Source organism: Enterobacter sp. JS8-1, from assembly GCF_049187015.1.
GTDB classification, from domain to species: domain Bacteria; phylum Pseudomonadota; class Gammaproteobacteria; order Enterobacterales; family Enterobacteriaceae; genus Enterobacter; species Enterobacter mori.
The window spans coordinates 4056668-4076445 of record NZ_CP185805.1 but is presented as its reverse complement, the minus strand read 5'-3'; the positions used below and the strand labels follow the sequence as shown (position 1 = coordinate 4076445).

The 19778-nt window shown below is 57.7% G+C and carries 17 protein-coding genes; 10 read left to right on the top strand and 7 right to left on the bottom strand.

Annotated features, from left to right (window positions below; all coding sequences use genetic code 11):
- Positions 1-5: 5 nt before the first annotated feature.
- Together ACOQH0_RS19395 and ACOQH0_RS19390 are read left to right on the top strand one after the other, a co-directional pair.
- Complete coding sequence (locus tag ACOQH0_RS19395) at positions 6-956, top strand: iron-siderophore ABC transporter substrate-binding protein (RefSeq protein ID WP_421511029.1); 951 nt, start codon at positions 6-8, stop codon at positions 954-956.
- Positions 953-1828, top strand: coding sequence for a MurR/RpiR family transcriptional regulator (locus ACOQH0_RS19390; protein WP_010435624.1), 876 nt, complete (start codon positions 953-955; stop codon positions 1826-1828). Before ACOQH0_RS19395 ends, ACOQH0_RS19390 begins: the two co-directional genes overlap by 4 nt.
- Before the next feature lie 29 nt (positions 1829-1857).
- Here ACOQH0_RS19390 and ACOQH0_RS19385 read toward each other — a convergent pair whose 3' ends face one another.
- Positions 1858-2697 carry an AraC family transcriptional regulator gene (locus ACOQH0_RS19385; protein ID WP_421511028.1) on the bottom strand — a complete coding sequence of 280 codons (840 nt, stop codon included), beginning with the start codon at positions 2695-2697 and terminating at the stop codon, positions 1858-1860.
- Between the two features lie 166 nt (positions 2698-2863).
- Here ACOQH0_RS19385 and ACOQH0_RS19380 point away from each other — a divergent pair, with 166 nt between their 5' ends.
- Genes ACOQH0_RS19380 through ACOQH0_RS19370 form a run of 3 tightly spaced genes read left to right on the top strand, consistent with a single transcriptional unit; the run spans position 2864 to position 7192 of the window.
- Positions 2864-4678 (top strand): DUF2264 domain-containing protein, encoded by a 1815-nt coding sequence (locus ACOQH0_RS19380; protein ID WP_421511027.1) that lies wholly within the window; start codon positions 2864-2866, stop codon positions 4676-4678.
- A gap of 33 nt (positions 4679-4711) precedes the next feature.
- A complete protein-coding gene (locus ACOQH0_RS19375) occupies positions 4712-5977 on the top strand; it encodes an oligosaccharide MFS transporter (protein WP_089599592.1) in 1266 nt (421 codons plus the stop codon).
- Between the two features lie 27 nt (positions 5978-6004).
- Positions 6005-7192, top strand: a complete 1188-nt coding sequence (locus ACOQH0_RS19370) for a glycoside hydrolase family 88 protein (protein ID WP_089599590.1) — start codon at positions 6005-6007, stop codon at positions 7190-7192.
- A 32-nt stretch (positions 7193-7224) separates the two neighbouring features.
- Here the strand turns inward: ACOQH0_RS19370 and lysM are convergent, their stop codons facing one another.
- The 5 genes from lysM to qseB all read right to left on the bottom strand — a co-directional run bounded on the left by lysM (position 7225) and on the right by qseB (position 10843).
- Positions 7225-7665, bottom strand: coding sequence for a peptidoglycan-binding protein LysM (lysM, locus tag ACOQH0_RS19365; protein ID WP_421511026.1), 441 nt, complete (start codon positions 7663-7665; stop codon positions 7225-7227).
- A gap of 153 nt (positions 7666-7818) precedes the next feature.
- The gene (locus tag ACOQH0_RS19360; RefSeq protein ID WP_421511025.1) at positions 7819-8133 is read right to left on the bottom strand and encodes a putative quinol monooxygenase; all 315 of its coding nucleotides are present in this window, start codon (positions 8131-8133) and stop codon (positions 7819-7821) included.
- Positions 8134-8163: 30 nt separating this feature from the next.
- Positions 8164-8745: an NAD(P)H-dependent oxidoreductase gene (locus ACOQH0_RS19355; protein ID WP_421511024.1), complete on the bottom strand. Its 582-nt coding sequence runs from the start codon at positions 8743-8745 to the stop codon at positions 8164-8166.
- Positions 8746-8849: 104 nt separating this feature from the next.
- The gene (gene qseC / locus ACOQH0_RS19350; protein ID WP_421511023.1) at positions 8850-10187 is read right to left on the bottom strand and encodes a quorum sensing histidine kinase QseC; all 1338 of its coding nucleotides are present in this window, start codon (positions 10185-10187) and stop codon (positions 8850-8852) included.
- The gene (gene qseB / locus ACOQH0_RS19345; RefSeq protein ID WP_303569238.1) at positions 10184-10843 is read right to left on the bottom strand and encodes a quorum sensing response regulator transcription factor QseB; all 660 of its coding nucleotides are present in this window, start codon (positions 10841-10843) and stop codon (positions 10184-10186) included. Before qseB ends, qseC begins: the two co-directional genes overlap by 4 nt.
- Before the next feature lie 139 nt (positions 10844-10982).
- Between qseB and ACOQH0_RS19340 the strand changes: the two genes are divergently transcribed.
- The 4 genes from ACOQH0_RS19340 to ftsP all read left to right on the top strand — a co-directional run bounded on the left by ACOQH0_RS19340 (position 10983) and on the right by ftsP (position 16136).
- Positions 10983-11384: a YgiW/YdeI family stress tolerance OB fold protein gene (locus ACOQH0_RS19340; RefSeq protein WP_421511022.1), complete on the top strand. Its 402-nt coding sequence runs from the start codon at positions 10983-10985 to the stop codon at positions 11382-11384.
- Positions 11385-11502: 118 nt separating this feature from the next.
- The gene (parC, locus tag ACOQH0_RS19335) at positions 11503-13761 is read left to right on the top strand and encodes a DNA topoisomerase IV subunit A (protein WP_089599583.1); all 2259 of its coding nucleotides are present in this window, start codon (positions 11503-11505) and stop codon (positions 13759-13761) included.
- Positions 13762-13926: 165 nt separating this feature from the next.
- Positions 13927-14664, top strand: coding sequence for a 1-acylglycerol-3-phosphate O-acyltransferase (gene plsC, locus ACOQH0_RS19330; RefSeq protein WP_010435607.1), 738 nt, complete (start codon positions 13927-13929; stop codon positions 14662-14664).
- Between the two features lie 59 nt (positions 14665-14723).
- The gene (gene ftsP / locus ACOQH0_RS19325) at positions 14724-16136 is read left to right on the top strand and encodes a cell division protein FtsP (RefSeq protein ID WP_421511021.1); all 1413 of its coding nucleotides are present in this window, start codon (positions 14724-14726) and stop codon (positions 16134-16136) included.
- Between the two features lie 116 nt (positions 16137-16252).
- On the opposite strand, the gene ACOQH0_RS19320 is transcribed toward ftsP, so the two are convergent.
- Positions 16253-17410, bottom strand: a complete 1158-nt coding sequence (locus ACOQH0_RS19320) for a DDE-type integrase/transposase/recombinase (RefSeq protein WP_421511020.1) — start codon at positions 17408-17410, stop codon at positions 16253-16255.
- A gap of 64 nt (positions 17411-17474) precedes the next feature.
- Between ACOQH0_RS19320 and ACOQH0_RS19315 the strand changes: the two genes are divergently transcribed.
- Positions 17475-19763 (top strand): YgiQ family radical SAM protein, encoded by a 2289-nt coding sequence (locus ACOQH0_RS19315; protein WP_421511019.1) that lies wholly within the window; start codon positions 17475-17477, stop codon positions 19761-19763.
- Positions 19764-19778 lie beyond the last annotated feature (15 nt).

Here is a 19778-nt window from a genome sequence, read left to right as displayed (position 1 = left end):
GTGTGATGCGCGTACTTTTGACAATGCTGTTGCTGGTAGGGTTTGTGGCGAGTGCGGCGGAACCGACGCAGACGTTTACAGACGATCTGAACCGCAACGTGGTGGTGCCGGTCCATCCGAAGCGGATCGTCTCGTTGCACGATTTGGATATCACCATCCCGCTGATTGAGCTTGGGGTACCCCCGGTTGCCAGCCATGGCCGCACCCGACCGGACGGCAGCCATTTTCTGCGTTCCAGCGGCATGTTAACCGGTGTCGATTTTGATAATTCCGACATCAAATTCATCGGCACTGCGGATATCGACATTGAAGCCATCGCCGCCGCGAAGCCGGACCTGATCATCACCGAGCCGACCCGTAACACGCCGGTAGAACAGCTGGAAAAAATTGCCCCGACGGTGAGCATCGATCACCTCGACGGCGGTGCGCCCGAAATCTACCGCAAGCTGGCGCAGCTCACCGGTACGCAGGCGCGGCTGAAGATTCTGGAGCGTCGCTATCAGGAGCAAATCAAGGCCCTGAAAGCCACGATCGACACCCGCACGTTAACCGTGTCGGTGATTCAGGCCAATCAGGGCAAAATCAACGCCATGCACAGCTATCACTCGCTTGGACGCGTGCTGCGCGACGCAGGATTCACGTTTCCACCGCTGATTGAGAGCATCCCGGACGGCGGGCGTATCGACGTCAGCGCCGAGCGCCTGCCGGAGCTGGATGCCGATTTCGTCTTCGCCACCTGGCGCGGCGATACCGGCGGCAAGCCGCAGGACGAGCTGGCGGCGATGGACGCTGTGATGCCGGGCTGGTGCCAGTTCCTCAACGCCTGCCGCACCGGGCATTACGTGCTCATCTCTCGCGAGGAGGCCATCTCGAACTCGTTCGCCTCGTTAGGCCTGATGGTCGCGCAGGTGCAGTCGCAGATTGCGGGACGTCCGCTGCCGGAGGCATCACGGTGATCCGCAAAGTCGATGTGTACGGTGACCGCTTCCGTTCGCGGGCGAACCAGCTCACGCCACGGCTGCTGCTGGTGGCGCGCTATATCAATGAAAATCGTGAAGCGGTCATGGAGCAGACGGCAATGGAAATCGCGACGCTGCTTAACACCTCAGATGCCACTGTCGTTCGCGCTATCCAGGCGCTCGGTTTTGCCGGATTGCGCGATCTGAAGCAGACGCTCGAGCAGTGGTTCGGCCCGGTTGTGACTTCCAGCGAGAAAATGTCTTCCACGGTGAATACGCTGACCAGCGATGTGAATACGAGCATAGATTTCGTGCTGGAGGGGCATCGACACACCTGCGAGGTGCTGTCTGAACCCCACAACCGCTATGCGATGGCGCAGGCCGTGTCGCTGCTGGCACAGGCGAGGCAGGTCGCTATTTTTGGCATTGGCGCATCCGGTATTCTGGCCGATTACACTGCCAGGTTGTTCAGCCGTATGGGACTTCCTGCGATCCCGCTCAACCGCACCGGGATAGGGCTTGCCGAACAGCTTATTGCGCTTCAGCGCGGCGACGTGCTGATGATGATGGCGCAGAAATCCGCGCACCGGGAAGGGCAGACCACGCTGCGCGAGGCGAAACGTCTGGGCATTCCCACCATTTTGCTGACTAACGCGACTGACTCGCGATTCAGTAAAGAGGCCAGCGTGGTGATCCACGTTCCGCGCGGCGGCGAGAAGGGCAAAATTCCGCTCCACGGCACGGTGCTGCTGTGCCTTGAAATGATTATTTTGTCCGTCGCCTCCACCGAGCCGCAGCGCACCATTAAGTCGATGAAGCGCATCAACGAGTTACATCGTGGATTAAAGCCGGGGAAGAAGAGTGGTTGATTTTCCTCCTCTCCCTGTGGGAGAGGGCGTCAAACCGCACGATGGTTCTTCCTGTACTGCAGCGGCGTCTCGCCAATCCCTTTTTTAAACGCGCTGATGAACCACGTCACGTCGGAGAACCCCGTCTGCGCCGCGATGTCTCGCACGCTCGAATCCGTGTGAAGTAAACACTCGCAGGCCTTACGCAGCCGTAACGTGTTGAGATAGTCGTGGATCTTCTCGCCCGTCTCCGCATGGAATTTTCGCGACACGTAGCTGCGCGATTTGCCCAGCTCTGCGGCCAGCGCGTCCAGGCGGAACTTCTCCTGATAGTGCTCATCCAGCCAGAACATCACCTGGCTGGCGATCCCCTGGCTGCTGCCCGTCGTGCCGTCGCTATCGTCGGGCAGCATGGCAAACAGGGCGATCAGCAGCCCGGCAATGGCCTCGCTGTTCATGGGCGACTGATAACAGTTCAACAGATGATCGACATGGTGATGGCAATGCGCCAGGTCAGCGACCCACGCCTCACCGCCGCGGCGTGAAAGCCGCTCCAGCCGCTGCCGGGTTTGCGGGAAATCACGCAGGTTTTTCAGCACGGCGTGATGATCGAGATGAATGATGGTGCGCCGGTAAATGGCCTCCGCCTGCGCGTCCACCATCACCTTGTGCAGGGTAAAGGGGGGGAAGAAAAACAGCCGGCCGGGGCGCATGGTGTAATGCCGGTTGCCGACAATCGCGACGCCAAACCCTTCTTCCACATAGAGAATTTCCAGACACTGATGCCAGTGGTGGTAACGTACGGTATTGGCGAACAGGCGGCTGAACGACACCACGGTGTCGTTTAGGGTAATCAGCTCCAGATGATCGGACGTTGGCGTGTCACGCATAGTGCAATAGAACTCAACTTTTTCCCGTCAGATGCTATTTATAAACCACCTTTTTAAATTTTCTTAACTGTAGGTTTATTCATCGTTCTCACCTGTGACGCGGCTAACATTTCTGCCCCTTGCGGATTCACTATGCTTTGCCGCAGTTGATTACGAGGGCAAACCTATGTGGGCGGCAAACAAAGAAAAATCAAATCTGTTGTCTTCACGCCGGGACGTGGTGGCGTATTTAAACGGGATGCTGGGCGCGCTGGATAAGCAGTTTCCGCCGGGCAGTTCACGTTTTCCGCTGGGCGAGACCTGCGCGCACTACGCGACGGATATCGCGCAGATGGAAGGGCTTTCCCGCGCGCTGTGGGGGCTGTTTCCGCTGATGGTGGGCGGCGAGGGCGAGTCGTGGAGTGAGAAATACCTGGACGCCATCAAACTGGGCACCGATCCGCAAAGCGCGAGCTACTGGGGTGAAACCGGCCCCTACGATCAGCGTCTGGTGGAGATGGCGGCCTACGGTATGGGGCTGTCCCTGCTGGGTGACAAACTCCTCGAGCGTTTCACCGAGCGCGAAGTGATGAACCTCCACGCCTGGCTCAGCCAGATTACCGACGCGCAGATGCCGGACAGCAACTGGAACTACTTCGCCATCATGGTCCAGCTTGGATTCAGGCGCGCCGGGCTGCCGTATGATCAGCGCGCCATCGACCATCGTTTTGCGCTGATGGACGCGTACTATCTGGGCGACGGCTGGTATTCCGACGGTCCGGGGCGTCCGAAAGATTATTACATTTCAATGGCCTTCCACTTCTACGGGCTGATCTACGCCGCCCTGAGCGGCGACGAGGCGAGGGCGGATGTGCTGCGCGAGCGCTCGCGTCTGTTTGCGCAAGACTTTATCTACTGGTCCGCTGCCGACGGTGCCTCGGTGCCGTTTGGCCGCAGCCTGACTTACCGTTTTGCGATGGTCGCATTCTGGAGCGCGGTGGCTTTTTCCGGGCTGGAGGTGTTCACGCCGGGCATCGTGAAGGGCATTATTCTGCGCCATCTGCGCTGGTGGCAGCAGCAGCCGATTACCGATCGCGACGGCATTTTGACCCTCGGCTTTGCCTATCCGAACCTCGCGATGTGCGAGGACTACAACTCGCCCGGTTCGCCGTACTGGGCGCTGAAAACCTGGCTCATTCTGGCGCTGCCGGAGACGCACTCGTTCTGGCTTGCCGATGAGGAGCCGCTGCCCGCGCTGGCGGAAAAGCACGTGATTCCGAATGCTCAGCAGATCCTTATCCATGCGGAAAAGTCGCAGCACGTCACCATGCTCACCGCCGGACAGCTTGAGCTGAATAACTACGTCAATACCGACGCCAAATACACTAAATTTGCCTACTCCAGCCGCTTTGGTTTCACCATTGAGCGCGGGCGCTTTGGCCTGAAGCATGCGGCCTGTGATTCCATGCTGCTGCTGGCGGACGGAGACGATTACTACCGCGGTCGCCGCGAATGCGAAGCGGTGCGGGTGGATGAAAACTATATCTACTCGCGCTGGTCGCCGTGGCACGACGTGCATATCGACACCTGGCAAGTGCCGTTCGGGGAATGGCATCTGCGCCTGCACCGCATCAACAGCGCACGCGCGCTGCAAACGGCCGAGGGTGGGTTTGCGGTGATGAAAACCGAACACCAGATCCGCGAGCGCGGCTGTTATCTGGCAGCCGAGAACGGCAGCAGCGTGATTGTCGATCTTTCGCCCGCCATCACGCGCCTGCCGGACAGCATCGTTACGCCGCCGAACAGCAGCATCATGTTCCCGGAGTGCGCCACCATTCCGCTGTTAAAAACCGATATCCCTCAGGGCGAAAGCTGGCTCTGCTGCGCCGTCTTTGCCAGCGAAAAGCAAAATAGTGCGGCCATGCCGCACCTGAATATCACTCAAAACCAGGTCGAGATCCGCGAACCTGGAGGCGAACGTCAACTGTCGTTCACATTATAAAAATTCTGACCCCTACACCTCGGCGAGGATGGTATGAAAAATACATCGATAACCAACAGAACCGAATATTACAAAATCAGCAGTTTTATTTTTCTCTATTTCTTTACCTGGTCCGCCAGTATTGGTCTGCTGGCTATCTGGCTCGGTCAAAAAGCGAATCTCAGCGGGGCGGTGATCGGAACCGTATTCGCGGTGAACGGTATTTTCTCCGTTATTCTCAAACCCATCTACGGCTATATTCTCGATAAAATCGGCATGAGCAAATACCTGCTCTATTTTGTGGTCGCCATGTCGGCCCTGATGGCGCCGTTCTTTATTTACGTCTATCAGCCGCTGTTAATCTCCAACACCATGTTGGGGATAATTATCGGCGCGCTCTATTTGAGCTTTGCCTGGTATGCGGGCGTGGCGGCGTGTGAATCCTATTCTGACCGCTTCAGCCGCCTGAACGGCATGGAGTTCGGGCAGATCCGCATGTGGGGCTCGCTCGGCTGGGCGGTGGCGTCGTCCTTCTCCGGACTGCTGTTTAACCTCTCGCCTGCGTATAACTTTATTATGGGCAGCGTGACCTCTGTGGTGATGCTGATTGTCCTGCTCAGCCTGAAAGTGAACACTAACTCCGTTCACGCCGGTGAGGTGCTGACCAAAGAGAAAATCGCCCCTTCGGACGTGTACGCTCTGCTGCGCAGCCGTAAATTCTGGGCTTTCTGCCTGTACGTGGCCGGCGTGGCGTGGATGATGTTTATCGCCGAACAGCAGTTCTCGCGCTATTTCGTCACCTTCTTTGACGATATTCACCAGGGCAACGCGGTGTTTGGCTATTTGGGCACCGTGCAGTCCGGCATGGAGTTCGTCATGTATATGGTGATCCCGCTGTTCGTCAACTTTATTGGCGCCAAGCGCGGGCTGTTAATTGTCGGTCTGGTGGTGGGAGCGCGTCTGATTATTTCCGGCATGTGCGATTCACACCTGTTAATTTCCGTGCTTAAACCCCTGTACGGCCTGGAAATCTGTCTGCTGCTGGTCTCGGTGTTTAAATATATCGCCGAGCATTTCGATAAGCGCGTGAACGCCACCATGTATTTACTGGGCTATCAGGCAATGCTGTACGTCGGTAACGTGGTCATCTCTTCGCCTGCGGGATATCTGTATGATCGCATCGGCTTTGAACAGACCTATATCATCATGGGCGCCACGGCGCTGACCTTTACCCTTATTTCTGCCTTCACGTTATCCGCCTGTCAGAGCAAATGGCGCGGGCCTCGCACGCTGAACGTAGCAGAAACCTCTACCCGATAATTACGCCGTCAAAGAAGGAACCGAAATATGTTAAGTCGTATCAAAGAGGAGCGCCTGCCTGCGATTGCCGCGCCCGTTGACCCACGCGCATTTAGCGATGAACTCAGCTCGGCACGCGGCCATGTCCTCGACCTGATTAGCCGTCATTTAACCGAATTCGGCGAGCAGTTCCCGGCGGAAACCTGTAAGGACGGTTTTTACCCGCTGACCGATAACGTGGAGTGGACCACCAGCTTCTGGACCGGCCAGCTCTGGCTGGCGTGGGAAATGAGCGGCGAGGCGAAATTCCGCGCGATGGCGGAAAAGCACGTACGCTCGTTCGGCCTGCGCATCGCCGGACGCAATGACACCAACACCCACGACCTGGGCTTCCTGTACACGCTCTCCTGCGTGGCGGCCTGGCGGCTGACCGGGAATCGCGAGGCGCGCGGGTTCTCCCTGCTGGCGGCGGAAGCCCTGCTGGAGCGCTTCCATGAGAAGGCGAAGATCATTCAGGCGTGGGGCGATCTGGCCGATCCTGAACAGGCCGGACGGATGATCATCGACTGCAACATGAACCTGCCGCTGCTCTACTGGGCGACGGAACAAACCGGCGATCCGCGCTTTGCCGAGGCTGCAAAAGCGCACGTGATGCAGGCGGCGACGTATCTCATCCGTGAGGATGCCTCGACGTTCCACACCTACTATATGGATGTGAACACCGGCGCGCCGCGCTACGGCAATACCCAGCAGGGCTACGCCGACGATTCGTGCTGGTCGCGCGGGCAGGCGTGGGGCATTTACGGCTTCCTGCTGAGCTATATCTATACCGGTGACGAGACGATGATCGCCCTGTCGAAGCGGCTGGCTAACTATTTCCTCAACCGACTGCCGGAGGATTCTGTCTGCCACTGGGATCTGGCGCTGGTGGGCACCGACGCGCTGCGCGATTCGTCCTCGGCGGCCATCGCGGTATGCGGGCTGCTGGAACTGGTGAAGCATCTGCCGGTTACGGATCCGGATCGCGAGCGCTATCTGGAGTGGGCGAAAGGGATCATGTCGTCGCTGACGAAGCACTATCTGATGGGCAAAGACGAGAAGGGCAACGGGCTGCTGAAGCACTCGGTGTATCACCTGGCGAGCAATAAAGGGGTGGATGAGTGCGCAAGCTGGGGAGATTACTTCTACGTTGAGGCGCTGGTGCGCTTTACGCAAAGCTGGAAATCGTACTGGTAAAACAGTCGGGGGAGATCCCCCCGACTCTGCGGTTACGCTTTCGGGATGCGCAGCGTCTGGCCTGGATAAATTTTATCCGGGCTGGAGAGCATCGGGCGGTTCGCCTCGAAAATCTTGTTGTACTGGTTGGCATTGCCATACACCGTTTTGGAGATGGCGCTCAGGGTGTCACCCGATTTAACCGTGTAGTAGGTCGCTTCATCTTCGGCATCGGTGGCGGTGATGTTGTTCTCCACCTCGCTCACCCCTGCGATGTTCCCCACGGCAACCTGAATTTTCTCTTTCTGCTCTTGCGTCAGCCCGTCGCCCGTCACGTTGGCTTTGCCGTCGGTAACGGTGACCTGGACTTTATCCGCGCCAGGAATATTCAGCTTTTTGAGGTGCTCGCTGACTTTGTCGCTCTGACCTTTATGATCGGTCAGGTTATCCCATAACTTTTCGCCTGCTTCTTTCACGAAGTTAAAAAGACCCATTCCATCCTCCTGTTAACAATGAAGTCAGAATAAGCATAGCAGTTGGGCTTTAAGGTGATACAAAAAGCCCGGTGGCGCTAGCGCTTACCGGGCCTACGGGTCAGGTTTTGTAGGCCGGGTAAACGCAGTGCCACCCGGCAAATTCCACGAACCTTAAACCCCTTGCTCCAGAATTCGGATATGGGTATCCAGCACGTCACCTTTTACCGCCTCACTCCACGCTTTCATGTGCGGAGTTTGCAGGTGCGCTTCAAGGTGCGCCACGGTTTGCCACAGTTCAACCATCATGATTGAATCCGGCGCGGTCGCCTGGAAGCTGGCATCAGTGGCTGCATCCACCAGCGGTGCATAGCCGTGGCAGCCTTCTTCTTCAAGTACGGTCGGGATAATCTTCGCGAACTGATCCAGCACCGCCTGGCGGTGATGTTGACCTGGACGAGTACGAATTTCAGCAATTACGGTAAGCATGGTTAACTCCTTCTAATTCCAGGTTACCAGTTAAGCAAAAATTTCCGCGAGATGCTTGCGATATTCTGCGATATAGCTCGGGACATCAGGCATTTTAATCACGTCGTTAACGATAAACGTCGGCAGCGGATCCATGCCCAGGAACTGATTCGCCTTGTGGAACGGCAGATACGCACCGTCTACGCCCACGCCTTCGAAGAACTGATCTTTCTCGGTGAAGGCTTCCATCGGGGCGTTCCAGGTCAGGGAGAGCATATATTTTTTGCCCTGAATCAGGCCGCCGGAACCGTATTTTTTGGAGGCGTCTGAACGGGTACGGCCGTCGCTGGCATACAGCGAACCGTGGCCTTCAGTGAACACGTCATCCATGTATTTTTTCACGGTCCACGGCGCGCCCATCCACCAGCCCGGCATCTGCCAGATAACCACGTCGGCCCACAGGAAGTTCTGCACTTCGGTTTTCACGTCATAATCGCTGTCTGCGCGCACGACCTTAACATCATGCCCGGCGTCGCGCAGGAAACCGTCCGCGACCTCGGTCAGGGTGTCATTCAGCTGGCCTTTAGAGTGCGCGAACTCTTTCGCGCCGTTGATAATCAAAATGTTGCTCATTATTTGTCCTCGGTGTTGAGAATATGTCGGGGATTCTACGCGCGAGGACGGAGCGGAAAAATAAGCAAAATGTGCAAAGTCTTTTGCAAACAGCGCAATAATGCCTACCAGCTGACGTTGACCTCAACGCCCCCTTCAGGCGCATTAGCCAGCGAGACGCGCATACCGTGGAGGGTGGCGATGCGTTTAACAATCGATAACCCCAGCCCGCTTCCGGTGGCATCTTGCCCCGGTGGACGATAAAAGCGCTCGCCAATACGGGCCAGCGCGTCGGGGGAAATCCCGGGGCCGTTGTCACGCACGGTGAAGCGGTGACCGTCCAGCGTCACGTCCACCACGCTACCGCGCGGGCTGTAACGTACTGCATTATCCAGCAGATTACGTACCAGCAGGCTCAGGAGCAGCTGTTGACCCGCGCGTTTCACCTCTGGCGCATGGATATTCAGGCGCACATCAATGCCCGCCTGCTGCGCCGTATGATAAATATCCATCACCGCGGACTGCAGTAAATCGGCCATAACAATCGGCTCGACGCCGTCCAGGTTATCCAGCGAATCCAGGCGCGACAGCGTAAGGAGCTGATCCACCAGCCGGGAGGCGCGGTCGATACCCGCATGAAGCTGCGAAAGGGCTTTGGACTGCGCCTCGGGATCGTCCTGATACAGCTGCGCCACGTCGGTTTGCACCTTCAGGGCGGCTAACGGGCTGCGCAGCTCGTGGGCGGCATCGGAGGTAAAGCGGCGCTCGCGGCTCATCATCTCTTGCGTGCGCATAAAGAGGTGATTCAGCGCGTCGAGCAGCGGACGCACTTCAGTGGGGACACCCTCGGTTGGGAGTTTATCGGTGGCATCCGGCGTGCGGGAGCGCAGGGTCTGCGCCAGCTTTTTCAGCGGCTTCAGCTCGCGGCTCAACAGCAGGATTAGCAACAGCAGCATGACGGGCAGCGCCACCAGCCACGGCGTAAGCTGAGAGCTCACCACGTCCAGCGCCATGTCCTGGCGGTACTCCCACTCCTGGCCGACCACCACGCGGTATTTACCGTCTGGCGACGTCAGCCATAAGAAGCGCCATTCGTCGTTGTCGTCCTGAAGCCGCCCGTCAGCAAACCCGTCGCGGCGGTAGTGATACGGAATATCGTGCCCGTTTTCACCGTCGTTGAGGATCATGTTGCCGTCGGCGCTGAAAATGGCAAAGGCCAGCGCGTCATCGTCCAGATGCCCGTGTTTGGCTTTTTTGGGCACCTCGCGCATGCGCTCCGGCGCGCGGATCTCGTCCAGGTCCATCGTCAGCAGACGTTTGGCAAACAGCATCTGCTGGGTATCAAAGAGCTTGTCGAGCTTATGCGTCGTTTGCTGCCACGCGACAAGACTGGCGGCAAACCAGGCCGTCAGGGAGAGCAGCAGGAAGAGCAGCGTCAGGCGGAGTTTCAGGCTCAGTTTCATGCGTCACCCAGGGTGTAGCCGATGCCGTGCACGGTGCGGATAAACGCGCTGCCGAGCTTGCGGCGAAGATGATGGACGTGGACCTCTACGGCGTTACTGGAGACATCGTCATCCCAGTTATAGAGCTTTTCTTCAATTGCTTTGCGGGGGAGCACGCGGCCCGCATTGCGCATCAGCAGCTCCAGCAGGGCGAACTCTTTCGGTTTGAGGGTCAGCGTTTCACCCTCCAGCGTGGCGACAAGGCTCGTCGGGTCGAGCGTGACCTTACCGTGACGCAGCTCGCTGCGGGTCTGACCGTGGCTGCGTCGCACCAGCGCTTCAAGGCGCGCGGCCACTTCGATCAGGGCAAACGGCTTGCAAAGGTAATCGTCCGCGCCCAGGCGCAACCCCTCGACGCGCTGGTTCAGCGCATCCCGCGCCGTCAGAATCAGTACCGGCTCGCTGCGCCCGCTTTCGCGCCAGGCGCGCAGGATCTCCAGTCCGTCGATCTCCGGCAGCGTCAGATCCAGCACTACGGCATCATAGGGCGCGCTATACAGCGCGGCCTGACCGGTTTTCCCGTCGGTAAACCAGTCCACGTTAAACCCCATTTTGCTCAGGCCCGCTTTGATGCCGTCGCCGATGAGCCTGTCGTCTTCTACCAGTAAAATGCGCATGTTCCCTCCTTGATGCCGTCAGTAAACCCTCTGAATCAACATGCTGTACAGTAAAAATAAATAAATTTTCCCCTTAAGAAGTTGTTAAGGATTAACCTGTTTAATGGACTGCGTAACCACATTAAAGGGAGAGATTAAGATGAAAAAATTCGCTGCACTTGCTGCCATCATGATGATTACCACTGCCCCTGTTTTTGCCGCGCAGGGCGGATTTAACGGCCCGTCCGCAACCGCAACCCAGACGCAAACCCAGCAGGGCGGTTTTGTGGATAACAACGCCAACCTGACGACGGCGGCAAAAGTGAAGGATCTGAAGGACGATGCCTGGGTGAAGTTGCGCGGGAACATCACCGAGCGCCTGTCCGATGACCGCTATACCTTCCGCGATGAAACCGGCACAGTGGTAGTTGAGATTGACCACAAGCGCTGGAACGGCGTGACCGTCAGCCCGCAGGATAAGGTCGAACTCCAGGGTAAAGTCGATAAAGACTGGAACGAGTTTGAAATCGATGTGAAGCAGGTCATCAAGCTGAACAAATAACCCGAAAAGGGTCGCCTGTGCGGCCCTTTTTCTTTGTGACTCAATTCGTCAGATGAGGTAGTATCTGCGGCAATATTGCCTGAAACCCTTCGGTTTCTGAGTTGAGGAATCACACGTAATGAGCGATATGGCAGAGCGCCTCGCGCTACATGAATTCACGGAAAACGCCTACCTGAACTACTCCATGTACGTCATCATGGACAGGGCGTTGCCGTTTATCGGGGATGGCCTGAAGCCCGTTCAGCGCCGTATCGTCTATGCGATGTCCGAGCTGGGCCTGAGCGCCAGCGCCAAGTTCAAGAAATCCGCCCGTACCGTCGGTGACGTGCTGGGTAAATACCATCCGCACGGCGACAGCGCCTGTTATGAAGCGATGGTGCTGATGGCCCAGCCGTTTTCTTACCGCTATCCGCTGGTGGATGGTCAGGGGAACTGGGGGGCACCGGACGATCCTAAATCCTTCGCGGCGATGCGTTATACCGAATCCCGCCTGTCTAAATACGCCGAAGTGCTGCTGGGCGAGCTGGGTCAGGGAACCGTTGACTGGGTTCCAAACTTCGACGGTACGATGCAGGAGCCGAAAATGCTGCCTGCGCGTCTGCCGAACATCCTGCTGAACGGCACCACCGGTATCGCGGTCGGTATGGCGACGGACATTCCGCCGCACAACCTGCGCGAAGTGGCGAAAGCCGCCATCACCCTGATTGAACAGCCGAAAACCTCGCTGGACGAGCTGCTGGATATCGTGCAGGGGCCGGATTACCCGACCGAAGCCGAGATCATCACCTCGCGTGCGGAAATCCGCAAAATCTACCAGAACGGTCGCGGCTCCGTACGCATGCGCGCGGTGTGGAATAAAGAAGACGGTGCTGTGGTGATCACCGCGCTGCCGCATCAGGTCTCCGGCGCGAAAGTGCTGGAGCAGATCGCCTCCCAGATGCGCAATAAAAAGCTGCCGATGGTGGACGACCTGCGCGACGAATCGGATCACGAAAACCCGACCCGTCTGGTGATCGTCCCGCGTTCTAACCGCGTGGACATGGAACAGGTGATGAACCACCTGTTCGCCACCACCGATCTGGAAAAAAGCTACCGCATTAACCTGAACATGATTGGCCTTGACGGTCGCCCGGCGGTGAAAAACCTGCTGGAGATCCTCACCGAATGGCTGACGTTCCGCCGCGATACGGTGCGCCGTCGTCTGAACCACCGTCTGGAAAAAGTGCTTAAGCGCCTGCATATCCTCGAAGGTTTGCTGGTGGCGTTCCTCAATATCGACGAAGTGATTGAGATCATCCGTACCGAGGACGAGCCGAAGCCCGCGCTGATGTCGCGCTTTGGCATCAGCGAAACCCAGGCCGAAGCCATCCTCGAACTGAAGCTGCGTCATCTCGCCAAACTGGAAGAGATGAAGATCCGCGGCGAGCAGAACGAGCTGGAAAAAGAGCGCGATCAGCTGCAGGCGATTCTGGCGTCCGAGCGCAAGATGAATACCCTTCTGAAGAAAGAGCTGCAGGCGGATGCCGAAGCCTTTGGCGACGACCGTCGTTCTCCGCTGCACGAGCGCGAAGAAGCGAAGGCGATGAACGAGCACGACATGCAGCCGTCCGAGCCGGTGACCATTGTGCTGTCGCAGAGCGGCTGGGTGCGTAGCGCCAAAGGCCACGATATCGACGCGCCGGGCCTGAGCTATAAAGCGGGCGACAGCTTCAAAGCGGCGGTGAAAGGCAAGAGCAACCAGCCAGTGGCGTTTATCGATTCCACCGGTCGCAGCTACGCCATCGACCCGATCACGCTGCCTTCCGCGCGCGGGCAGGGTGAACCGCTGACCGGCAAGCTGACGCTGCCGCCGGGCGCGACGGTTGACCATATGCTGATGGAAGCGGATGACCAAAAACTGCTGATGGCCTCCGATGCGGGCTACGGCTTTATCTGTACCTTTAACGATCTCGTGTCGCGTAACCGCGCCGGTAAAGCGCTGATTAGCCTGCCGGACAACGCCCACGTGATGACGCCGCTGGTGATTGAGAACGAGAGCGATATGCTGCTGGCGATCACCTCTGCCGGACGTATGCTGATGTTCCCGGTCAGCGACCTGCCGGAGCTGTCGAAAGGTAAAGGCAACAAGATCATCAACATCCCGTCGGCGGAAGCGGCTAAAGGCGAGGATGGCCTGGCGCACCTCTTCATTCTGCCGCCGCAGAGCACGCTGACGATTCATGTCGGCAAGCGTAAAATCAAACTGCGTCCGGAAGAGCTGCAGAAGGTTGTTGGCGAGCGCGGTCGTCGTGGCTCGCTGATGCGTGGCCTGCAGCGCATTGACCGCGTGGAGATTGACTCTCCTGCGCGCAGCACCGCGGGCGACAGCGAAGAGTAACGTAACGCCTCCCCCCTCCGTTCCGGAGGGGGGCATTTCACGAAAATTTCCCGTAAAATCGTTGTTAATTCGTGCGTTGCGATTAACAATACGCGCTCGTAATAAAGTCCTTACCTGGCCACAGGTGAAGTATAATTGTCAGCTGTCAGGGCTTCAGAGGTCGCTATGCTATACATTGTTCGTCTCATTCTTACCGTTATCTACTGCATTCTGGTCTGTGTTTTCGGCTGCATCTATTGCCTGTTCAGTCCGCGTAATCCTAAGCATGTCGCCACCTTTGGCCATATGTTTGGCCGCCTTGCGCCGCTGTTTGGTCTGAAGGTGGAAAAACGCCTGCCGGAAGGCGCGGAGCAGTTCGGCAACGCCATCTATATCGCTAACCATCAGAACAACTACGATATGGTGACCGCCGCAAACATCGTACTGCCGCCAACCGTGACGGTGGGGAAAAAGAGTCTGCTGTGGATCCCGTTTTTCGGTCAGCTCTATTGGCTGACGGGTAACTTGTTGATTGACCGTAATAATCGAGCCAAAGCGCATGGCACTATTGCGGAAGTGGTGAATCACTTTAAGAAACGCAAAATCTCAATCTGGATGTTCCCGGAAGGGACGCGCAGCCGCGGTCGTGGCCTGCTGCCGTTTAAAACCGGTGCGTTTCATGCCGCAATTGCGGCAGGTGTTCCAATTATTCCTGTGTGTGTTTCCAATACTTCTAATAAGATTAATCTTAACCGCCTGAACAACGGGTTGGTCATTGTCGAAATGCTGCCGCCGGTGGATACCAGTAAATATGGCAAAGATCAGGTGCGCGAACTGGCAGCTCATTGCCGTGAGCTGATGGCTCAGCATATTGCGTTGCTCGACAAAGAAGTCGCAGAGAGAGAAGCCGCCGGTAAGATTTAATCCGGCGTTATAAGGGAAAACGAATTCCCGCGTTGTTAGTCGTTTCAGATGGAGCTTATATGTCATTCAGTCGGCGTCAGTTTATTCAGGCTTCGGGGATCGCCCTTTGTGCAGGTGCGATACCGCGGACAGCCAGCGCCGCCGGGCAGCAACAGCCGCTGCCTATTCCGCCGTTGATTGAATCCCGCCGCGGGCAGCCGCTTTTCCTCACGCTACAGCGTAGCCACTGGTCCTTTACTCAGGGAACGCGCGCGCAGATTTGGGGAATCAATGGGCGCTACCTTGGCCCAACCATTCGCGTGTGGAACGGCGATGACGTTAAGCTGATATACAGTAACCGGACGACTGAAAATGTCGCGATGACCGTCAGCGGGCTGCAGGTGCCGGGGCCGCTGATCGGCGGCGCGGCGCGCATGATGTCGCCAAACGCCGACTGGGCGCCCGTCCTCCCTATCCGCCAGAGCGCGACCACGCTGTGGTACCACGCCAATACGCCGAACCGCACCGCCCAGCAGGTCTACAACGGCCTGGCCGGTATGTGGCTGATTGAGGATGAGGTGAGTAAATCGCTGCCGATCCCGAATCACTACGGCGTGGATGATTTCCCGGTCATTATTCAGGATAAACGCCTCGATAATTTCGGTACGCCGGAATACAGCGAGCCGGGCAGCGGTGGTTTTGTTGGCGATACGCTGTTGGTTAACGGCGCGCAAAGCCCCTATGTTGAAGTCTCGCGTGGCTGGGTGCGCCTGCGTCTGCTGAACGCCTCCAACTCGCGCCGCTATCAGCTGCAGATGAGCGACGGCCGCGCGCTGCACGTGATTTCAGGCGATCAGGGTTTTTTACCCGCACCGGTTTCCGTTAAACAGCTGGCGCTCTCGCCGGGTGAACGTCGTGAAATCCTGGTGGATATGACCAACGGGGATGAAGTCTCCGTCACCTGTGGTGAAGCGGCGAGCATTGTTGACCGCATTCGCGGGTTCTTTGAGCCGTCGAGCATTCTGGTCTCTACGCTGGTATTAACCCTGCGCCCAACCGGTCTGCTGCCGCTGGTGACCGATAGCCTGCCAATGCGCCTGCTGCCGCAGGAGATCATGAGCGGTTCGCCGGTGCGCAGCCGAGATATCAGCCTAAGCGACGATCCGGGCATCAACGGCGCGCTGTGGGATGTGAACCGTATCGATATTACCGCGCAGCAGGGGACCTGGGAGCGCTGGACGGTTCGTTCGGATATGCCGCAGTCGTTCCATATTGAAGGGGTGTCATTCCTGATCCGCAACGTCAATGGCGCAATGCCGTTCCCGGAAGATCGCGGCTGGAAAGACACCGTCTGGGTGGATGGTCAGGTTGAACTGCTCGTCTACTATGGTCAGCCTTCGTGGCCGCACTTCCCGTTCCTGTTCCATAGCCAGACGCTGGAGATGATGGACAGGGGATCTGTGGGGCAGATGCTGGTGAATCCAGCGCCGTGAAACGAGTCGGGTGGCGGCTTCGCCTTACCCGACCTACAGGCCCGTAGGCCCGGTAAGCGTAGTGTATGACCGGATACATAGGTGACAGATCAGACCGGGAACATAGGTAACACTTTTCAGTCTATCCGGAGCACACTCTCGGTTTTTCGGTCGTAGTACGCAAGCGTTATTCCGTTAAAGATGATGGCCTCAAGGCCATCATCCTGTTCTTCCAGCATGATGTACTCATCAGTCAGCGCTTCACTCAGGAACACCGTCCCCTTTTTCCCCATATAGAGTGTCCCCCGCGATTTCACCCTGTAGACCGTACCGCCTTCCGGATACGCGTATTCAGGAACACGGCCATCCCAGTGTCGGTTCGAGGGGTGCCATACCGTTCCGGGCGTTGCACCCGCCAGAGCTTCGTGCGGCCTTTCGTAGTTAAATTCTTCCCGGTAGTCACTGAACCACCGCTGTTGTTCTTCCATCGTCATGAAGGTGTTGCCCTGTTTCACCGCACTTTTCAGGGAGCGGTGCATTCGCTCATGACGGCCATTTTCTTCCGGATGCCCCTTCCTGATACGCTCAGGCCTGATGCCCAGTTTGATTAGCCAGACGGCAAGACGACTTAGTCCGGCTATCCCTGTTCCCGCGAAGGGCTGACCGTTATCGGTTCTGAGCACTTCCGGCAGACCGTATTCCAGGAACGCATCCGTCAGGCACTGTCTGACGAAGGGCTCACTCTCCCGGTCCGTTCCCCGGCAGCTCAGAAGATACCGGCTGTGATTGTCGGTCAGGGTGAAAGGATGACAGTATTCCCGGCTCAGCAGCCTGAACTTGCCTTTAAAATCAGCACTCCAGACCTGATTGTTCTCACTGATGGTGGTCAGGGGCTGGCGATTGCCCGGGGTCCTGCGTTTTCGCTTTTTATCCGGAACCAGGCCTTCACGCTTGAGGATATCGCCGATAGTGCTGGCAGCAGGTACGGTAAAATCGACATGATGATTGAGCAGCCACATCCGCAGTTTTTTGGGGCCCCAGTCAGGGTGTTTTTGCCTCAGGGCCGTAAGCTGTCCGGCGATATCATCAGGAACCGTCCGGGAGTGGGAGTGTGGTGCGCGCGACCGGTCAGAGAGAGATGACAGGTCAGAGGGGTCAAAACGCCGAAGCCATTTATAGCCGGTTTTACGGCTGATGCCAAAAAGACGGCAAAGCGCGGAGAAGGAGTCCGTACCTGCATGGCAGGCACGGATAAAATCAAGGCGTTGCATAGGTCGGGTCTCAGTCCAGGGCATAGCGAGTCTCCTCTTCTATGCCAGTTATAACTGTTACCCATGTATCCGGTCTAAAGTGTTACCCATGTTTCCGGTTCATACCGTAGCGCCACCGGGCAATAAATACCCCTTCATTTCCCGCAATGATCCAGCGTATAATCCCCGCCCTTTTGTCTATTTTTTCTTCGGAAGCATTATGAGCGCAATTTCCCTGATCCAGCCGGATCGTGACCTCTTCTCCTGGCCCCAGTACTGGGCGGCCTGCTTTGGACCGGCGCCGTTCCTGCCGATGTCCCGGGAAGAGATGGACCAACTGGGCTGGGATAGCTGCGACATCATTCTGGTCACGGGCGATGCCTACGTTGACCACCCGAGCTTTGGTATGGCGATTTGTGGCCGTATGCTCGAAGCGCAGGGCTTCCGCGTGGGGATCATCTCCCAGCCTGACTGGAACAGCAAAGACGACTTTATGCGTCTGGGTAAACCGAACCTGTTCTTCGGCGTGACCGCAGGCAACATGGACTCGATGATCAACCGCTACACCGCCGACCGTAAGCTGCGCCATGACGATGCCTACACGCCGGATAACGTGGCGGGCAAACGTCCCGACCGCGCTACCCTGGTCTATACCCAGCGCTGCAAAGAAGCCTGGAAAGACGTTCCGGTGATCCTGGGCGGCATCGAGGCGAGCCTGCGCCGCACCGCGCACTACGACTACTGGTCAGATACCGTTCGCCGCTCGGTGCTGGTGGATTCCAAAGCCGACATGCTGATTTACGGTAACGGCGAGCGTCCGCTGGTGGAAGTGGCGCACCGTCTGTCGCAGGGTGAACCGGTGAGCAGCATCCGCGACGTGCGCAATACCGCGCTCATGGTGAAAGAGGCGCTGCCGGGCTGGAGCGGGGTGGATTCCCGTATCATTGATATGCCGGGCAAAATCGACCCGATCCCGCACCCGTACGGCGAAGATCTGCCGTGTGCCGATAACAAACCGGTTGAGCCGAAAAAAGCGGAAGCGAAGGCTATCGTTGTGCAGCCGCCGCGCCCGAAACCGTGGGAAAAGACCTACGTGCTGCTGCCGTCCTACGAGAAGGTGAAAGCCGACAAAGTGCTCTACGCGCACGCGTCCCGTATTCTGCACCATGAAACCAACCCGGGCTGCGCCCGCGCGTTGATGCAGAAGCACGGTGAGCGCTTTATCTGGATCAACCCACCGGCGATCCCGCTTTCCACCGAAGAGATGGACAGCGTCTTTGCGCTGCCGTACAAGCGCGTGCCGCACCCGGCGTACGGCAATGCCCGTATCCCGGCGTATGAGATGATCCGTTTCTCGATCAACATCATGCGCGGCTGCTTCGGCGGCTGTTCCTTCTGCTCCATTACCGAACACGAAGGCCGTATTATCCAGAGCCGCTCTGAAGATTCGATCATCAATGAGATCGAAGCGATTCGCGACTCGGTGCCGGGCTTTACCGGCGTGATCTCCGATCTCGGTGGCCCAACCGCAAACATGTACATGCTGCGCTGCAAGTCGCCGCGCGCGGAGCAAACCTGTCGTCGCCTCTCCTGCGTCTATCCGAGCATTTGCGAGCACATGGACACCAACCACGAGCCGACGATCAACCTCTACCGCCGCGCGCGCGACCTGAAGGGCATCAAGAAGATCCTGATCGCTTCCGGGGTACGTTACGACATCGCTGTGGAAGATCCGCGCTACATCAAAGAGCTGGCGACGCACCACGTCGGCGGCTATCTGAAGATTGCCCCGGAGCACACCGAAGAAGGCCCGCTGTCGAAAATGATGAAGCCGGGCATGGGCAGCTACGATCGCTTTAAAGAGCTGTTCGACACCTATTCGAAGCAGGCGGGTAAAGAGCAGTATCTGATCCCGTACTTCATCTCCGCCCACCCGGGCACGCGCGATGAGGACATGGTCAACCTGGCGCTGTGGCTGAAGCAGCGTCGCTTCCGTCTGGATCAGGTGCAGAACTTCTATCCGTCACCGCTCGCCAACTCGACGACCATGTATTACACCGGCAAGAACCCGCTGAGTAAGATTGGCTACAAGAGTGAAGAGGTGGTGGTGCCGAAAGGGGATAAACAGCGTCGTCTGCATAAAGCGCTGCTGCGTTACCACGATCCGAAAAACTGGCCGCTGATCCGTCAGGCGCTGGAAGATATGGGTAAAAAACACCTGATCGGCTCGCGACGCGACTGCCTGGTACCGGCCCCGACGCTGGATGAGATGCGCGAAGCGCGTCGCCAGAACCGCAATACGCGCCCGGCGCTGACCAAGCACACGCCGATTGTGCATCAGCGTTCGAACGGTGGGGCTTCGGGGACGAAAAAAACGGGAAAACGTAAGATCGGATAACGATGATGCCCTCAC

Bases quoted from the DNA above. Each gene is read 5' to 3' on its own strand.
- ACOQH0_RS19395 (WP_421511029.1), top strand. From the start codon at position 6: ATGCGCGTACTTTTGACAATGCTGTTGCTGGTAGGGTTTGTGGCGAGT.
- ACOQH0_RS19385 (WP_421511028.1), bottom strand. From the start codon at position 2,697: ATGCGTGACACGCCAACGTCCGATCATCTGGAGCTGATTACCCTAAAC.
- ACOQH0_RS19380 (WP_421511027.1), top strand. From the start codon at position 2,864: ATGTGGGCGGCAAACAAAGAAAAATCAAATCTGTTGTCTTCACGCCGG.
- ACOQH0_RS19375 (WP_089599592.1), top strand. From the start codon at position 4,712: ATGAAAAATACATCGATAACCAACAGAACCGAATATTACAAAATCAGC.
- ACOQH0_RS19370 (WP_089599590.1), top strand. From the start codon at position 6,005: ATGTTAAGTCGTATCAAAGAGGAGCGCCTGCCTGCGATTGCCGCGCCC.
- lysM (WP_421511026.1), bottom strand. From the start codon at position 7,665: ATGGGTCTTTTTAACTTCGTGAAAGAAGCAGGCGAAAAGTTATGGGAT.
- ACOQH0_RS19360 (WP_421511025.1), bottom strand. From the start codon at position 8,133: ATGCTTACCGTAATTGCTGAAATTCGTACTCGTCCAGGTCAACATCAC.
- ACOQH0_RS19355 (WP_421511024.1), bottom strand. From the start codon at position 8,745: ATGAGCAACATTTTGATTATCAACGGCGCGAAAGAGTTCGCGCACTCT.
- qseC (WP_421511023.1), bottom strand. From the start codon at position 10,187: ATGAAACTGAGCCTGAAACTCCGCCTGACGCTGCTCTTCCTGCTGCTC.
- qseB (WP_303569238.1), bottom strand. From the start codon at position 10,843: ATGCGCATTTTACTGGTAGAAGACGACAGGCTCATCGGCGACGGCATC.
- ACOQH0_RS19340 (WP_421511022.1), top strand. From the start codon at position 10,983: ATGAAAAAATTCGCTGCACTTGCTGCCATCATGATGATTACCACTGCC.
- parC (WP_089599583.1), top strand. From the start codon at position 11,503: ATGAGCGATATGGCAGAGCGCCTCGCGCTACATGAATTCACGGAAAAC.
- plsC (WP_010435607.1), top strand. From the start codon at position 13,927: ATGCTATACATTGTTCGTCTCATTCTTACCGTTATCTACTGCATTCTG.
- ftsP (WP_421511021.1), top strand. From the start codon at position 14,724: ATGTCATTCAGTCGGCGTCAGTTTATTCAGGCTTCGGGGATCGCCCTT.
- ACOQH0_RS19320 (WP_421511020.1), bottom strand. From the start codon at position 17,410: ATGCCCTGGACTGAGACCCGACCTATGCAACGCCTTGATTTTATCCGT.
- ACOQH0_RS19315 (WP_421511019.1), top strand. From the start codon at position 17,475: ATGTTTCCGGTTCATACCGTAGCGCCACCGGGCAATAAATACCCCTTC.